At 64.1% G+C, this 15,873-nt stretch carries 17 protein-coding genes; 1 reads left to right on the top strand and 16 read right to left on the bottom strand.

Annotated features, from left to right (window positions below; translation table 11 throughout):
• The 8 genes from HYH07_RS35950 to miaA all read right to left on the bottom strand — a co-directional run.
• Positions 1-244: NAD(P)-dependent oxidoreductase (locus tag HYH07_RS35950; RefSeq protein WP_220006883.1), on the bottom strand; the 244-nt coding region annotated here is incomplete at its 3' end.
• 133 nt (positions 245-377) lie between these two features.
• Positions 378-980: a LysE family translocator gene (locus HYH07_RS35945; protein ID WP_220006882.1), complete on the bottom strand. Its 603-nt coding sequence runs from the start codon at positions 978-980 to the stop codon at positions 378-380.
• Positions 981-987: 7 nt separating this feature from the next.
• On the bottom strand, positions 988-1,863 hold the full coding sequence (locus HYH07_RS35940; RefSeq protein ID WP_220006881.1) for an EamA family transporter: 876 nt from the start codon (positions 1,861-1,863) through the stop codon (positions 988-990).
• A gap of 47 nt (positions 1,864-1,910) precedes the next feature.
• Positions 1,911-2,606: a class I SAM-dependent methyltransferase gene (locus HYH07_RS35935; protein ID WP_220006880.1), complete on the bottom strand. Its 696-nt coding sequence runs from the start codon at positions 2,604-2,606 to the stop codon at positions 1,911-1,913.
• 3 nt (positions 2,607-2,609) lie between these two features.
• Positions 2,610-3,152 (bottom strand): acetolactate synthase small subunit, encoded by a 543-nt coding sequence (gene ilvN, locus HYH07_RS35930; protein WP_057747252.1) that lies wholly within the window; start codon positions 3,150-3,152, stop codon positions 2,610-2,612.
• A 151-nt stretch (positions 3,153-3,303) separates the two neighbouring features.
• Positions 3,304-4,257: a threonine dehydratase gene (locus HYH07_RS35925; protein ID WP_220006879.1), complete on the bottom strand. Its 954-nt coding sequence runs from the start codon at positions 4,255-4,257 to the stop codon at positions 3,304-3,306.
• Between the two features lie 154 nt (positions 4,258-4,411).
• A complete protein-coding gene (locus tag HYH07_RS35920; protein ID WP_220006878.1) occupies positions 4,412-6,187 on the bottom strand; it encodes an acetolactate synthase 3 large subunit in 1,776 nt (591 codons plus the stop codon).
• A gap of 329 nt (positions 6,188-6,516) precedes the next feature.
• Positions 6,517-7,473 carry a tRNA (adenosine(37)-N6)-dimethylallyltransferase MiaA gene (miaA, locus tag HYH07_RS35915; RefSeq protein ID WP_220006877.1) on the bottom strand — a complete coding sequence of 319 codons (957 nt, stop codon included), beginning with the start codon at positions 7,471-7,473 and terminating at the stop codon, positions 6,517-6,519.
• Positions 7,474-7,484: 11 nt separating this feature from the next.
• Between miaA and serB the strand changes: the two genes are divergently transcribed.
• The gene (gene serB / locus HYH07_RS35910; protein WP_220006876.1) at positions 7,485-8,390 is read left to right on the top strand and encodes a phosphoserine phosphatase SerB; all 906 of its coding nucleotides are present in this window, start codon (positions 7,485-7,487) and stop codon (positions 8,388-8,390) included.
• A gap of 124 nt (positions 8,391-8,514) precedes the next feature.
• On the opposite strand, the gene HYH07_RS35905 is transcribed toward serB, so the two are convergent.
• The 8 genes from HYH07_RS35905 to HYH07_RS35870 all read right to left on the bottom strand — a co-directional run.
• Complete coding sequence (locus HYH07_RS35905; protein ID WP_220006875.1) at positions 8,515-10,008, bottom strand: Do family serine endopeptidase; 1,494 nt, start codon at positions 10,006-10,008, stop codon at positions 8,515-8,517.
• A 143-nt stretch (positions 10,009-10,151) separates the two neighbouring features.
• On the bottom strand, positions 10,152-10,358 hold the full coding sequence (locus HYH07_RS35900; protein ID WP_057747247.1) for a DUF2065 domain-containing protein: 207 nt from the start codon (positions 10,356-10,358) through the stop codon (positions 10,152-10,154).
• A gap of 71 nt (positions 10,359-10,429) precedes the next feature.
• Positions 10,430-11,326, bottom strand: a complete 897-nt coding sequence (hflC, locus tag HYH07_RS35895) for a protease modulator HflC (protein ID WP_057747246.1) — start codon at positions 11,324-11,326, stop codon at positions 10,430-10,432.
• Positions 11,323-12,459, bottom strand: a complete 1,137-nt coding sequence (gene hflK / locus HYH07_RS35890; protein WP_220006874.1) for an FtsH protease activity modulator HflK — start codon at positions 12,457-12,459, stop codon at positions 11,323-11,325. Before hflK ends, hflC begins: the two co-directional genes overlap by 4 nt.
• Before the next feature lie 160 nt (positions 12,460-12,619).
• A complete protein-coding gene (locus HYH07_RS35885; protein WP_220006873.1) occupies positions 12,620-13,132 on the bottom strand; it encodes a dihydrofolate reductase in 513 nt (170 codons plus the stop codon).
• Complete coding sequence (locus tag HYH07_RS35880; protein WP_220006871.1) at positions 13,132-13,617, bottom strand: GNAT family N-acetyltransferase; 486 nt, start codon at positions 13,615-13,617, stop codon at positions 13,132-13,134. Before HYH07_RS35880 ends, HYH07_RS35885 begins: the two co-directional genes overlap by 1 nt.
• A 5-nt stretch (positions 13,618-13,622) precedes the next feature.
• Positions 13,623-14,417: a thymidylate synthase gene (locus tag HYH07_RS35875; RefSeq protein ID WP_220006870.1), complete on the bottom strand. Its 795-nt coding sequence runs from the start codon at positions 14,415-14,417 to the stop codon at positions 13,623-13,625.
• A 244-nt stretch (positions 14,418-14,661) separates the two neighbouring features.
• Positions 14,662-15,873 (bottom strand): tripartite tricarboxylate transporter permease (locus tag HYH07_RS35870; RefSeq protein ID WP_220006869.1); only part of this gene is annotated, 1,212 nt, incomplete at its 5' end.

The following is a 15,873-nucleotide window of genomic DNA, read 5'->3' as shown; positions in this document are numbered from 1 at the left end:
GGGTCAGCATCATGACGAGGTCGGCCCATTTGGCGGCTTCGGCCACTTCCATCACCTTGAAGCCGGCGGCTTCGGCCTTCTTGACCGAGCTCGAGTCCTTGCGCAGCGCAATGGCGACGTCCTTGACGCCGGAGTCCTTCAGATTGAGCGCATGGGCGTGGCCCTGGCTGCCATAGCCGACGATGGCGACCTTCTTCCCCTTGATCAGGTTCAGGTCGGCGTCGCGATCGTAATAAACACGCATAGTCGTTTCCTCGTTGAGGGCCGAAATCGGCCGATGGGTCAGGGTCCGAAGGGTGGAATTTGCGGATTTCGGGGGCTGTCTAGAGCATTTTCAGCCTTTAGGGAAACCCGTTTCTGCATGGAAATCCGCGACATCATGCATCCATGAAAACGGGGTAGAGGGAGGCGAGCAGCAGGAGCGCCATCAGGATATTGAAGGCGCGGACCAGCCGCTCCGAGGTCAGCACCGGCCTCAGTGCAGTGCCGAATAAAGCCCAGACCACGGTCGAGGCGGTGCCGACCAACAGGCTGATCAGGGTCTGGATCGCGATGTTGACCGGGAACTGGGCAATCGCCGCATAAGCGGTGATGGTACCGATCACGATCACCCAGCCCTTGGCATTGATCCACTGAAACATGGCCGCGCCCCAGAACGACATCGGGCCGCGGCCGTCCGCCTCGCCCGGCCTGGCCGGACCGGACATGGCGATGATGACGGCAAGATAGATCAGGTAGGCCGCACCGGCATATTTCAGGATGGTCTGGAGGATTGGATAGGCCAGAAAGACGGCGCCGAGCCCGAGGCCGACGGCACCGACCATGAAGGCGAAGCCAAGCACGATGCCGGCGATATGAGGAATGGTGCGCCGGAAGCCGTAGGTCAGGCCCGAGGCCAACAGCATGATGTTATTCGGCCCGGGGGTGAAATACATCACCACCATGAAGGCGAGAAAGGCATAGAACAGTGAGTGGGTCATGCTCACCTCACGCGGTCTTCGGCAGGATTTGCGGACGCTTCGCCAGCACCATCACGGCGATACCGCCGATCACGGTGAGCATGCCGGCGAGGCGCAGTGGGCCGAACCGTTCCCCGAACACGATGCTGGAGGCGGCTGAGCCGACGAACGGCACCAGCAGCGCGAATGGCACCACCTGCGCCGCCGGATAATCGCGCAAAAGGCGGCCCCAGAGCCAATAGGCGATGCTGGTGGAAATGCCGCCGAGCATCAGCATGCAGAGCGCCGATCTCAGCGAGATATGCGTCAGCGACGTCAAGGTCGATGCCGGCCCGTCGGCGATCAGCGCCAGCGCGAACAGCGGCACCGCGGCAGCAAGACACAGCCAGGCAAACAGATCGAACATCGGCACGCCGCGAGCGCCGCGCAGCAGCAGATTGCCGACGGCAAAGCTGATCGGCGAGATCATCAGCACGGCGAAGGCGGCAACGCTGAAATCATAGCCGACGGTGCCGCAGATCATCAGCAGGCCGATCGCAGCAATGACGATGCCCAGCGTCTGCATCGGCGTCGGCCGCTCGCCAAAGGCGAGCGCGGCAAAGCCGATCGTGAACAGCGCCTGGCTCTGCACCACGACGCTGGTCAGGCCCACCGGCACGCCGTGGGCGATGCCATAGGCCTGAGACAGGAACTGGCCGAGGAACAGCGTGAAGCTGATCGCGATGAGAAGTGACCAGGCGACCTTCGGCTTGCGGATGAACAGGCACGGCACCGCGGCGATCGCAAAGCGCAGCGCCGTCATCAGCTCCGGCGAAAGCTCGTCGAGCGCGATCCGGCTCGCCACGAAGGCAAGCCCCCAGATGATCGCCACCATGAGGGCGATGAGGATATCGGCCGGCTTCATTGTTGTTCTCGGTTCTGCCTCTCGTGCAGCCCTGCTTGTTCTTCTGTCTAGCCTTGCTCGCCGGCTTTGGGTTTGCGTAGGAGATAAGTGCCGTGCATCGGCGCGTGATAGTCGGCCGAGACCAGCGCGAAGCCGACGTCGGTCAGCATCCGCTCCATCACCCAGCCGAAGGTGGAATATTCGTCGCGCATATGCGTCACCACGCTTTCGCGCGAGAAGTCGTGGTTCTTGATCTGGTAGTCCGCCCACTGCTCGATGTCGCGCTCGACCGCGTCGGGCATCGAGGCATAGACGATATCGCGCAGAAAGAAGCTCGCGCCGGGTTTGAGCGCGCGAAAGATCCGCGACATCGCCACGACCTTCCAGAAGTCGGGCAGATGATGCAGCGTGAACTCGCTCACGATCAGATCGTAGGATTCCGGGCGATAGGCGAAGCTGAGCAGGCCGGCGGATTGCGTGCGCACGGGCGCCTTGCGGTCGCGGGCGTAGATCTCGGCGAGCGCCAGCATCGCCGGCGAGATGTCGATGGCGTCGACATCGGCGCCCATCAGGGCGGCTTCGGTGGCGAGAACGCCGTTGCCGCAGCCGATGTCGGCGATGCGCCAGCCGCGCTGGACGCCCAGCATCTTCAGTGCGGCGCGCGCCCGCAGATCGGCATCATCGTGGGCGTCGTAGATCGACGCCACTGCGGGCTCGATGCCCATCCGGTTCCGCTCGTTGTAATACCAGTCGCGCGCCAGCATGGCTCACATCCCTTCAGGCCCGCGGCCGATCGCGGCAACACCGGTGCGCGACACCTCGACGAGACCGATCGGGCGCATCAGGTCGATAAACTGATTGATCTTCTCCGTATTGCCTGTGATCTCGAACACAAAGCTCTCGGTGGTGGCGTCGATCACGCGGGCGCGGAACGCATCGGCCAGCCGCAGTGCCTCGACGCGATGCTCGCCCTGCCCGCGCACCTTCACCATCGCCAGCTCGCGCTCGATCGAGCGGCGTGTCTCGGTCATATCGACGACCTGGTAGACCGGGATCATGCGGTCGAGCTGATGCTTGATCTGCGCGATCACCATCGGCGTGCCCGTGGTGACGATGGTGATGCGCGAGAGGTGCTTCTGGGCCTCGGTCTCCGAGACCGTCAGGCTCTCGATGTTGTAGCCGCGCCCCGAGAACAGGCCGATGACGCGCGCGAGCACGCCCGGCTCGTTCTGGACGAGCACCGCGAGCGTGTGCGTCTCGTTGGGATCGTGGCGCTCTTCGATGAAGTAGGCGGATGCGGGCTGGTTCATTGTCGTCCCCTCTATTCTTTCCCGTCATGCCCCGCGGAGGCGGGGCATCCAGTCATCACCGACGTCGTGAGTCTCACGTCTGCCGCGGCGTACTGGATCGTCCGGTCGAGCCGGACGATGACAGTGGTGTACTTGGCGAGCGCTCGCATCGTCATGCGACCACCCATTGCTTGAACAGATCGAAATCGATGTTGCCGCCGGACAGCACGAGACCGACGCGCTTGCCCTTCAGCTTGCTCTTTTCTTGCAGCGCCGCGGCGAGTGCGGCCGCGCCAGCGCCTTCGGCGAGATTGTGCGTGTCCGTCCAGTAGGCGCGGATCGCGGCAGCGACCTCGTCATCGGTGACCTGCACAATGCGCGAGGCACCCTTGCGGATCAGCGCGAGCGCGTCCGCGTCCGGAATCCGCGTCGCCATGCCGTCGGCCTGCGTGTTCGCTGTTTCTGTCGTCACGATCTTGCCGGCGGCAAACGACAACGCGTAGGACGGTGCTTCCGTCGACTGCACGCCGACGATCTCGGTCTTCAGGCCGAGCAGATCGCGCGCCATGATACAGCCGCAGATGCCGGAGCCCTGCCCGATCGGCACGTAGAGAATGTCGAGATCAGGCGCAGAGCGGAACAGCTCCAGCGCGTAGGTCGCGACACCCAGCACCAGGTCCGGATGGAACGACGGCACCATGTGAAGGCCGGCGAACTGCGCGCGGCGCTCGGCTTCCTCGCGGGCGGCCTGAAAATCCTCGCCATGCTCGACGAGCTCGGCGCCAAAGGCCTTCATGGCACGGTTCTTTTCGACCGAATTGCCGCGCGGCACGTAGATCACAGCCGGCACGCCGTGGCGGCTGGCAGCGAACGCCAGGCTCTGACCGTGATTGCCACGGGTCGCCGAGATGATGCCGGGAACATTCGGCCGCTCGCGCTTCAGCCGTTCGAGATAGACCAGGCCGCCGCGCACCTTGAAGGCGCCGATCGGCGTGTGGTTCTCGTGCTTGACCACGACCTGCGTGCCAAGCCGCTGGCCAAGCAGCGGCCAGGCATGCGCCGGCGTCGCCGGCACCGCCTGCCCCACGATCGCATGTGCGCGCTCAAGCTCCGTCAGGTCGAACATTGTTGCCCTTCAATCAGCCGTCCATCGCACCTGTCATCCCCGCGAAAGCGGGAATCCGGTATTCCAAAGGCCCCAGAGATTGATCGAGGGGCCGCGGCGTACTGGATCGCCCGGCCAAGCCGGGCGATGACAGCGGAGTTTGTGACCATCACACTCACACCAGCGCCTTGCCGCCGGCGAACGCCTTGGCGGTGGCCTCGTCGTTCGCCTGCTCGGGCAACAGCATCTCGTTGTGCGCCTTGCCGGAGGGGATCATCGGGAAGCAGTTTTCCAGCGCGGCGACACGACAGTCGAACAGCACGGGGCGCTTGACCGAGATCATCTCCTTGATGGCTCCTTCGAGATCGGAGGGCTTGGTAACCTGGAGACCGACGCCACCATAGGCTTCCGCGAGCTTGACGAAGTCAGGTAGCGCCTCCGAATAGGAATGCGACAGCCGGTTGCCGTGGAGCAACTGCTGCCACTGCCGCACCATGCCCATGTACTGGTTGTTCAGGATGAAGATCTTGATCGGCAGCTCGTACTGAACCGCGGTCGACATCTCCTGCATCGTCATCTGCACCGAGGCATCGCCCGCGATGTCGATGACGAGACTATCAGGGTGGGCGACCTGCACGCCGATCGCGGCCGGCAGGCCGTAGCCCATCGTGCCGAGACCGCCAGAGGTCATCCAGCGATGCGGCTCCTCGAAGCCGTAGAACTGCGCCGCCCACATCTGGTGCTGACCAACCTCGGTCGTGATGTAGGTGTCCTTGCCGCGCGTGGCCTCGAACAGGCTCTGGATCGCATGCTGGGGCAGGATGAGGTCATTGCTCTTCTTGTAATAGAGCGAGTTGCGGGCACGCCATTGCGCGATCTGCTGCCACCAGCTCTTGATGTCGGGCTTCTTCGCCTCCGCCTTGAACACTTGCAGGATGTCGCCGAGAACGTTGCCGCAATCGCCGATAATCGGCACGTCGACGCGGATGTTCTTGTTGATCGAGGACGGATCGATGTCGATGTGGATCTTCTTCGAGTTCGGCGAGAACGCATCGACACGGCCGGTGATGCGGTCGTCGAAGCGCGCGCCGACGCACAGCATGACGTCGCAATCATGCATGGTCATGTTGGCCTCGTAGGTGCCGTGCATGCCGAGCATGCCCAGCCAGTTCTTGCCCGACGCCGGGTAGGCGCCGAGGCCCATCAGCGTCGAGGTGATCGGGAAGCCCGTGACCTCGACCAGCTCGCGCAGCAGCTTCGTCGCCTCGGGCCCGGAGTTGATCACGCCACCGCCGCTGTAGATCACGGGGCGCTTGGCGCCCGCGAGCAATGCCACGGCCTTGCGGATCTGCGTCGCATCACCCTTCACGCGTGGCGCGTAGGAGCGATGCACGTCGGATTTCCGCGGCGGATGATAGGTGCCGGTCGCGAACTGCACATCTTTGGGAACGTCGACCAGCACCGGGCCCGGACGGCCCGTGGTCGCAACGTAGAAGGCTTCGTGCAGGACCTTGGCGAGATCGTTGACGTCGCGCACCAGCCAATTGTGCTTGGTGCAGGGCCGCGTGATGCCGACGGTGTCGCATTCCTGGAACGCATCGTTGCCGATCAGATGCGTCGGCACCTGACCGGAGATGCAGACCAGCGGGATCGAATCCATCAGCGCGTCGGTCAGCGGCGTCACCATGTTGGTGGCGCCGGGACCTGAGGTCACCAGCGCAACGCCGGGCTTGCCGGTCGAGCGCGCGTAGCCCTCGGCGGCGTGACCGGCGCCCTGCTCGTGGCGGACCAGGATGTGCTGGACCTGGCTCTGCTGGAAGATCTCGTCATAGATCGGAAGCACCGCGCCGCCGGGATAGCCGAAAATGTCGGTCACGCCGTGATCGATCAGGGCGCGGACGATCATCGCTGCGCCGGTCATCTGGTTCGGATCGTGGCTCTTGTCGCTCATTGGCTTGCTCCGGATGCGCTGTTGCCAGCGGCTTCGTTCGTGTCTGGTTCGGGAAATAAAAAAGGCCCCGAAGAGGGCCCATGCACACCGCCTGTCATGTGGATGGCAGCTAGCCACCCCCGGCGGTGTGCCTGGGTACGACGGCGATAAGGAGTTTGGTAATAATGTTGCGCATGGTAGACGCTCGGCTTCCCAAAGGTTGCGCGAAACATACCGACCAAAGCCTCGATGTCAAGGCAAAGCGGTCACTTCCGCGCGATTTTGGCAGTGTAACCGCGTTCCCGGGGTTCGGCGAGAGGTAAATTCGGGAAGCCGCGCACAAAAGCACGTCAACCGGGCTTCCCAGCCCCATCGGCGGCGGCTGTCAGCCAGCCCCTCGCCTCCGCCGGCCGGACCCACTCGAATTCGGGCAATTGGTGCCTGAACCAGGTGAATTGGCGCTTGGCATAGTGGCGGGTATCGGCCCGGCCGATCGTCGCGGCCTCCTCGAGGCTGAGTTCACCGCGCAGATGCCGGATCAGCGCCGGCACGCCATGGGCCTTCATGGCCGGCAGCAGCGGATCGAGGCCGCGGGCGGCAAGCTGCTCGACCTCGTTCAACGCGCCGGCCCTCAGCATGGCGTCGAAACGGGCGTCGATGCGGGCATAGAGCTCGTCACGCTCTGGGGCGAGAAACACTGCCCGAAAGCTGTCCTTGGGCAGCAGCGATGGCTGGGCCTCATGGTGCCAGTCGAGCAGTGAACGCCCGGTCGCCTCGACCACTTCGAGGGCGCGCGCGATGCGCGTGCGATCGCGGAGATTCAGTCGTTCCGCCGCGCGCGGATCGCGGCGAGCCAGTTCCGCATGCAGCGCCTCGACGCCGTTCCGCTCCAGCCGCGCGCGCACATCCTCGCGCACCTCGGCGGGGATCGGCGGCACCACCGAAAGGCCCGCCGTCAGCGCCTTGAAATACAGGCCTGTGCCGCCGACGAAGATCGGCAGGCGGCCCTCGGCCCGCACTTCGTCGAGCACCTTCGCGGCATCGCTCACCCAGGCGCCGGCCGAAAAATTCACGGCCGCATCGACATGGCCGTAGAGGCGATGCAGCACCTGCGCTTCTTCGTCGAGCGTGGGACGTGCCGTGATGATACGGAGGTCACGATAGACCTGCATGGAATCGGCATTAATCACGACTCCGCCTGCACGGCGGGCAAGCTCGAGCGCCAGCGCCGACTTGCCGCTGGCGGTCGGGCCTGCGATAAGCACGGCCTTGCCAACATGCTTTCTGCCGACTTGCCCCTCGTTCACGAAAACCTCAAATGTCCCTCGTCGCCACGCTGATCTGCAACCCTAACAATCCCGCGCTCGACTCTACCATCGTCGATGGCGCCCGCGCCGTGCTGCCCAGCGCAGCGCCCGCGCACTGGCTGTTCGACGGGGTTGCGGTCGACATTCCCTTCGGCGCCGACATTAACCTCGAAGGCGACCGTCACGCCATCGAAGAGCGGCTGCGCGAGCTCCGCGGCGACCTGCCCATCGACATCGTGGTGCAGCCTGTTGGCTTCAGGCGCAAGAAGCTTTTTCTCGCCGACATGGATTCCACCATGATTGGCCAGGAATGCATCGACGAGCTCGCCGATCTGGTCGGGATGAAGGCGCATGTCGCTGCCATCACCGAGCGCGCGATGCGCGGCGAAATCGAGTTCGAGCCGGCGCTGCGCGAGCGCGTCGCGCTGCTGAAGGACCTCCCCGCCAGCGTGGTCGATGAGGTGCTGGCCGAGCGCATCACGCTGACCCCCGGCGGCCGCGAATTGGTCGCGACCATGCGCGCGCATGGCGCCTATACCTGCCTCGTCTCCGGCGGCTTCACGCTGTTTACCAGCGCGGTCGCCGCCAAGATCGGCTTCCAGGAGAACCGCGCCAACGAGCTCGTCGTGCGCGAGGGCAAGTTCACCGGCGAGGTGAAGGAGCCGATTCTGGGCCGCGCGGCGAAGCTGGCGACGCTGGTGGATCTGATGGAATCGTTCGATCTCGACGACATCGACTCTGTCGTCGTCGGCGACGGCGCGAATGATCTGGCGATGATTCAGGCGGCGGGGCTGGGCGTGGCGTATCACGCCAAGCCGGCGGTGGCGGCTGCCGCCGCGGCACGGATCGACCACGGGGATCTCACTGCACTGCTGTACGCGCAGGGTTATCGGCGAGACGAGTTCGTGGAGGCGTAGGCTCTGCCTCACACTCCGCTGCCGTAGGGTGGGCAAAGGCGCACTTGCGCCGTGCCCACCACTCTTGCCGATATGATAGAGGTGGGCACGCTTCGCTTTGCCCACCCTACCAGATTGTTTCCGACTACTGCACGCTGAGCGCCACGAAGCGCAATTCGCCGTCGCCGTTGGACACCAGCAGCAGCACGGACTTCTTGCCGTCCTTCTTGAGCTGGTCGATCCGCTTCTGGATGTCCTCGCCGCTCGAGACCGCTTCCTGTGCGACTTCGACGATGACGTCTCCCGCGGAGAGCCGCTTCTCGGCGGCATCCGAAGTGGCGTCGACATTGGTGACGACCACACCCTTGACGCTGTCCTTGATCTTGTAGCGCGCGCGCAGATCCTTGTTCAGCACGGCGAGATCGAGGCCGAGCGCCTTCTGCGTCACCAGCTTCTCCGGCGGCGGCTCGTCGGTCTTCACCGCGGCCTGCACCTTGTCGGGATCCTGCAGGCGGCCGAGCGTCACCTTCTTGGTCTGCTCCTCACCCTTGCGGATCACGATGACGTCGACTTCCTTGCCGACCGCGGTGTCGGCGACGACGCGGGAGAGATCCTTCGGGTCCTTGACCTCCTTGCCGTCGAACTTGACGACGACGTCACCAGGCTCGATGCCGGCGGGCTTGGCCGGGCCCTTGTCGTCGACGCCGGCCACCAGCGCGCCGCGCGCCGGCTTGATGTTGAGGCTCTCGGCGATCTCGTCAGTGACGCTCTGGATGCGCACGCCCAGCCAGCCGCGGCGCAGTTCGCCGAACTGGCGGAGCTGGTCGACCACGCCCGCAACCGTCTTTGACGGCACCGCAAAGCCGATGCCGATCGAGCCTCCGGAAGGCGAGATGATCAGCGTGTTGACGCCGATGACGTCGCCTTCGAGGTTGAACAGCGGACCACCGGAGTTGCCGCGATTGATGGCAGCGTCGGTCTGGATGTAGCTGTCATAGGGCCCGGAGGAGATGTCGCGGTTCTTGGCCGAGACGATGCCCGCCGTCACCGTGCCGCCGAGGCTGAAGGGGTTGCCGATTGCGACCACCCAGTCACCCAGACGCAGCTTGTCGGAGTCGCCGAACTTCACTGCAATCAGCGGCTTCGGCGGCTTGAACTTCAGGACAGCGAGGTCGGTCTTCTTGTCGACGCCAACCAGCTCGGCCTTGATCTTGGTGCCGTCGTTGAGAATGACATTGATCTCGTCGGCATCGGCGATGACGTGATTGTTCGTGACGACGACACCTGAGGTGTCGATGATGAAGCCGGACCCGAGCGAGTTGGTCTTGCGCGGCGGGCTATTGTCGCCGCCCTTGCTGCCGCCACCCGGGCCTTTGCGGTTCTTGAAGAAGTCGTCGAAGAATTCCTCGAAGGGCGAGCCGGGCGGCAGTTGCGGCATGGTGTTGCTGCCGCCGCCTTTGGCCTCGACAGTCTGCGAGGTCGAGATGTTGACGACCGCGTCGATCACCTTCTCGGCGACGTCGGCGATGCCCTCCGGTCCGCGTGCATAGGCTGGCGAGCCGAATGCGCTGACAGCGCCGATGGCGAGCGCAGCCAACCCAAATCGCAAGCGGGTCGGGACAATGGTGGCAGCGGTCATTGTGATCTCCAGAGAAAAGGATTCGGCGTCAAGACTGCGCTCGAACATGGGCACGGCGCAAGCACGGAGCTTAACGGGCCTCAAGATCCGGATAATACGGCGAAAACCCGCCGCCCGCCTTCACTTTGGCGTTGGCGCTGCGGCTAGATCGGGCGTCGCATGACCCAGATCAGGATCAAACCGGCCACGGCCGAGCCGATCCCCACCGCCCGCAGGATATTGTCCGGCGTGGCGATGGCGCTCTTCATGGCCTTGCGCATCCAGTTCGGACTTGCCGCGAACATCAAGCCTTCCAGCACAAACAGGATGCCTAAGCCGATGAGGAAGTCGGCGAACGCAATGGACCTCATCGGATTGGAACCTCCCGTGGTGCTGCTTTTGTCTGGACGAAGGGCGGCCAAACTTGCCGCCCTTGTCTAACTTACGGTTTCGCCGGCGTCTCGGTCGACGTCTTGCCGGAGGGGTTACCAAAATACCGGAAGAAATCCGAGTCCGGCCGCAGCAAATAGCGGGTGTCGTCCTTCTTCAGCCCGTTCTCATAGGCCGTCATCGACCGGTAGAACGCGAAGAAGTCAGGATCCTTGCCATAGGCTTCGGCGAACAGGCGATTGCGCTCGGCGTCGCCGACGCCGCGGGTCTGCTCGGCCTGCGAGTTGGCCTCGGCGACGATCACGGTCGCCTCGCGATCCGCCTTGGAGCGGATTTCCTGCGCCTTCTGGCCGCCCTGCGCGCGGAACTCCGCCGCTTCACGCTGACGTTCGGTCTGCATGCGCTGATAGACCGCCTGACTGTTCTGCTCCGGCAGATCGGCGCGGCGGATCCGGACGTCGACGACCTCGATGCCGTATCCGTCGGCCTCATGGTCAAGCTGCTCGCGGATGCGGCCCATCAGCTTCTCGCGCTCATCACGTACCACGGTGATGAAGGTGACTTCGCCGAGCACGCGACGGAGCGCCGCGTTCAGGAGCGATGTCAGCTGGAGATTCGCCGCCTGGATCGAGCCGACGCTCTGGTAGAAGCGTAGCGCGTCCTTGATGCGGTAGCGCGCGAAGGCGTCGACCACGAGCCGCTTCTGGTCGGATGCGATGACTTCCTGCGAGGGATTCTCGAGGTCGAGGATCCGCTTGTCGATGTTGATCACGGAGTTCCAGGGCGCCTTGAAGTGCAGCCCGGGGTCGGTGACGACGTCCACCGGCTTGCCGAATTGCAGCACGATGGTCTGCTCGGTCTGCTGCACCGTGAACAGGGACATATAGCCGACGATAACGACCAGAAGCGCCGCAAGCAGCGCGACGATGCCTGTAACCGGAGACCTCATCGGGTGCCTCCGCCCGGTTGCTGGCCCAGCGTCGTAGGCTTCTTGCCAGACAATTCATTGAGGGGCAGATAAGGCACCACGCCCTGGCCCGATGAGCCACCATCATAAATCAGCTTGTCCGAGCCGCCGAGCACGCGCTCCATCGTCTCCAGATAAATCCGTTCACGCGTCACGTCGGGCGCCTTCTTGTATTCCTCGTACACTTTCAGGAAGCGTGCGCTCTGGCCCTTGGCCTCGGCAACCGCCTGCTCCTTGTAGCCTTCGGCAGCTTGCAGGATCCGCGCCGCGTTTCCGCGCGCTTCCGGCACGATCTTGTTGGCATAAGTCTGCGCTTCGTTTTGCAGCTGCTCCAGATTGGCGCGCGCCGCCTGCACGTCGCGGAAGGCGTCGATCACCTGCGCCGGTGGATCGACCTTCTGCATCTGCACCTGCGTGATCTGGATGCCGGCGCCGTAGCCGTCGAGCGTCTTCTGCATCAGATCCTGCACCGTGGTCTCGGTCTGCGTCCGCGCGCCGGTCAGGATCGGCTGGATGTTGGAGCGGCCGATCACCTCCCGCATTGCGCTCTCGGCCACCGCCTTCACGGTGCCTTCGGGGTTCTGGATGTTGAACAGGAAATTGCCGACCCCGTTGGGCTTGATACGCCACAGCACGGTGAAGTCGACGTCGACGATGTTCTCGTCGCCGGTCAGCATCAGGCTCTCTTCCGGCACGTCACGGATCGAGCGGCCGCGCCGGGCCGGATCGTCGATCAGCGTCATGCCGATGGAAATCGTGGAAACGCGCAGCGCTTTCGGCAGCAGCACTGTCTCGATCGGATAGGGCAGATGATAATTCAGGCCCGGATCGACGGTGCGCACATGCTTGCCGAAACGGAGCACGACACCCTGCTCTTCGGACTGCACCCGGAAGAAGCCCGACAACAGCCAGAGCGCGACGATGATGAGCAGGATCAGCGTGATGCCGACACCGGAGAAATAGCCGCCCGGCATGATCTGCTGCAGCCGGTCTTGGCCACGCCGCAGAAGGTCTTCCAGATCCGGCGGCCTCGGCCCGACCGGCTGCGGGCCTGTGCCCCATGGTCCTTTCGGACCCGAGCCCCACGGGCCACCGCCCTGATTCTTCCACGGCATTCGACGTTCTCCTCGGCAGACCGGGACTAGAACTAAAGCCGGCCCGCATTGTCCGGTCCGGCTTTATAGGGGACCGAAAGGGCCCTTACAACGCAAGCCTGACCGTCTCACGAGCTATGCTCGGGGGCGGAAAAGTCAATGTAAACATTGGCGAATGCGGTTAATGGGAGGGCCGCCGACGATATGTCACATAGGAGAAGTCGGCGCTGTCGTCCGGGCCGGCGGGATGGCGGACGCGCTCGGTCTCCTCCCACTGCGCCTTGTCGATGTCGAAATGCGTGTCGCCATCGGGCCGCGCATGCACTTCGGTGATCTCGAGGCGGTCGGCGCGGTCGAGCCATTGCCGATAGATTTCGGCACCGCCGATCACGGCGATTTCAGCGGCCGAACGCCGCAGGGCATCGCCAAGGGCAACCGCGCCAGCGTCCCCCGCCGAGGTCGTGACGATGGCGCCGGCGGCGCGATAGGCCGCATCGCGCGTGATGACGATGTTGGTGCGGTTCGGCAGCGGCCGCCGCGGCAAGGATTCGAAGGTCTTGCGGCCCATGATCACGGGCTTGCCGATGGTGAGCGCCTTGAAGCGCGCCATGTCGGATTTCAAACGCCACGGGATCGCATTGCCGGCACCGATGATTCCGTTCTCCGCGATCGCAACGACGAACACGATCTCCATCAGGACGCGCTCCCCGCAAGGCGCGTCAGCGCAGGGCCGGAGATGCGGCACAACGTCCAGTCGTCGAGCATGACGGCGCCGAGCGATCTGTAGAACGCAATCGACGGCGCGTTCCAGTCGAGCACCGTCCATTGCAGGCGCGACCAGCCGCTATCGACGCATTCCTGCGCCAGATAGACCAGCAGCGCCTTGCCGAGACCTTTGCCCCGATGCGACGGCCGCACATACAAATCTTCGAGATAGATGCCGTGGCGGCCGCTGAAGGTCGAGAAATTCAGAAACCACACTGCAAAGCCGACAGGTTCGCCGTTCCACTCCGCAATCGCACAAAACAGCCTTGGATCGTGACCGAACAAGGCGTCCGCAATGTCAGCCTCGGTCGCCTCGACTTCATGCGAGAGCTTTTCGTACTCGGCAAGCTCGCGGACGAAATCCAGGACGAGCCCGGCTTCGCCGGGACGCGCGCGGCGGATGTTGGGCGCCATCGGCGCTAGACCGCGACTTCCGCCTTGATATGCGGATGCGGGTCATAGCCGACGAGCTCGAAATCCTCGTAGCGGAAGGAGAAGATGTCCTTCACGTCAGGATTGATCCTCATGACCGGCAGCGCACGGGGCGCGCGCGTGAGCTGGAGCCGCGCCTGCTCCAGATGGTTCGAATAGAGATGCGTGTCGCCGAACGAGTGCACGAAATCGCCGGGCTTCAGCCCCGTGACCTGCGCCACCATCATGGTGAGCAGCGCATAGGAGGCGATGTTGAAGGGCACGCCGAGAAACACGTCGGCCGAACGCTGATAGAGCTGGCACGACAGTTTTCCATTGGCGACATAGAACTGGAACAGGCAGTGGCACGGCGGCAGCGCCATCTTGTCGACCTCGGCCGGATTCCAGGCCGAGACGATCAGGCGGCGCGAGTCCGGATTGCGCTTGATCATGTCGACGACGTTGGCGATCTGGTCGATGCTTCGTCCATCAGGCGCGGGCCAGGAGCGCCATTGATGCCCGTAGACCGGGCCGAGATCGCCATTGGCGTCCGCCCATTCGTCCCAGATGGTGACGCCGTTGTCCCTGAGATATCTGATGTTGGTGTCGCCCTTCAGGAACCACAGCAGCTCATGCACGATCGCCTTCAGCGGCAGCCGCTTGGTCGTCAGCATCGGGAAGCCGGCGGACAGATTGAAGCGCATCTGATGGCCGAACACCGACAGCGTGCCGGTCCCGGTCCGATCCGTCTTCTCGGCGCCGTCTGAAAGAATCCGCTCGAGCAGGTCCTGATACTGGTGCATGTGCGATTTGGCCTTTGGGGAAGCGGCGAACTTATCGGCCGCTCCGGCGCTGCGACAGCGGCGATTCGCCGTCCGCAGAGATTATACCCGGAAAAATGAGTGTTCCCGGTCGAAACGACAAGGGCGGAACTCACGTTCCGCCCCCTTATCTATCGGCTTGATCCTTCTCACAAAAGGCCTGATCGAGAGCCCTCGCCCCGTTTTCGCGCCCCCTGCCGGGGACGCCGACGCGAGTGCACCTCCATCAATTCTCGGATTCGGTGAACACCTCGTCGCGCTTGGCCCGGAGCATGGGCAGCAGCGTCAGCACCAGCAGGAAGGCGGCGATCGCGAGCAGCACGGCCGAGAGCGGACGCGTCAGGAACACGCTCCAGTCACCACGGGAGATCAGCAATGCGCGGCGAAGGTTCTCTTCCATCAGCGGTCCGAGCACCATGCCGAGCAGCAGCGGTGCCGGCTCGAAATCATGCTTGATCAGCCAGTAGCCCACCAGGCCAAAGACACCTGCGAGGATGACATCGACCGGTGCGTTGTTCACCGAGTAGATGCCGATCGCGCAGAAGATCACGATGGAGGGGAACATCAGCCGGTAAGGCACGCGCAACAGGCGCACCCAGATGCCGACCAGCGGCAGGTTGATGATGATCAGCATCAGATTGCCGATCCACATCGAGGCGATCATGCCCCAGACGAGGTCCGGCTGTTTCTGCATCACCTGCGGGCCTGGCACGATGCCGTGAATGGTCATCGCCCCCACCATCAGCGCCATCACCGCATTCGGCGGGATGCCGAGCGTGAGCAGCGGGATGAAGGAAGTCTGGGCCGCCGCGTTGTTGGCGCTTTCCGGCGCCGCCACGCCCTCGATCGCGCCGCGGCCGAACCGCGACGGGTTCCTCGCGAGCTTCTTCTCGAGCGTATAGGCGGCAAACGACGCAATCACCGCACCGCCGCCGGGCAAAATACCGAGGATCGAGCCGAGCACGGTGCCGCGCAGGATCGCGGGCGTCGAGTCGATCAGGTCCTTTCTGGTCGGCATCAGGCCGGTGATCTTCTGCTGCACCAGATCGCGGTTCATCTCGGCGCCATGGTCGAGATTGCGGATGATCTCGGCAAAGCCGAACACGCCCATCGCGACCGTCGCAAAGCCGAGCCCGTCGGCAAGCTCCGGAATGTTGAAGGCCATGCGGGAGGCGCCGGTCTCGATGTCGGAGCCGACCATCGACAGCAAGAGCCCGAACACGATCATCGCGATCGCCTTCAGCACCGAGCCCTTGGCGAGCACGACGGCGAAGATCAGGCCAAGCACCATCAGCGAGAAATACTCCGCCGGGCCGAACGCCAGCGCGAGTTTTGTGAGCGGCGCTCCAAGCACGGCGATGAGCACGGTCGCAACGCAGCCGGCGAAGAACGAGCCGATCGCGGCGATCGCCAGCGCCGGGCCGGCGCGGCCCTGCTT

Source organism: Bradyrhizobium sp. BR 10261, assembly GCF_019455395.1.
In the GTDB taxonomy this organism is placed as follows: Bacteria; Pseudomonadota; Alphaproteobacteria; order Rhizobiales; family Xanthobacteraceae; genus Bradyrhizobium; species Bradyrhizobium manausense.
The sequence above is the reverse complement of the archived record's forward strand: the minus strand, read 5'-3'. Positions and strand labels throughout refer to the sequence as shown.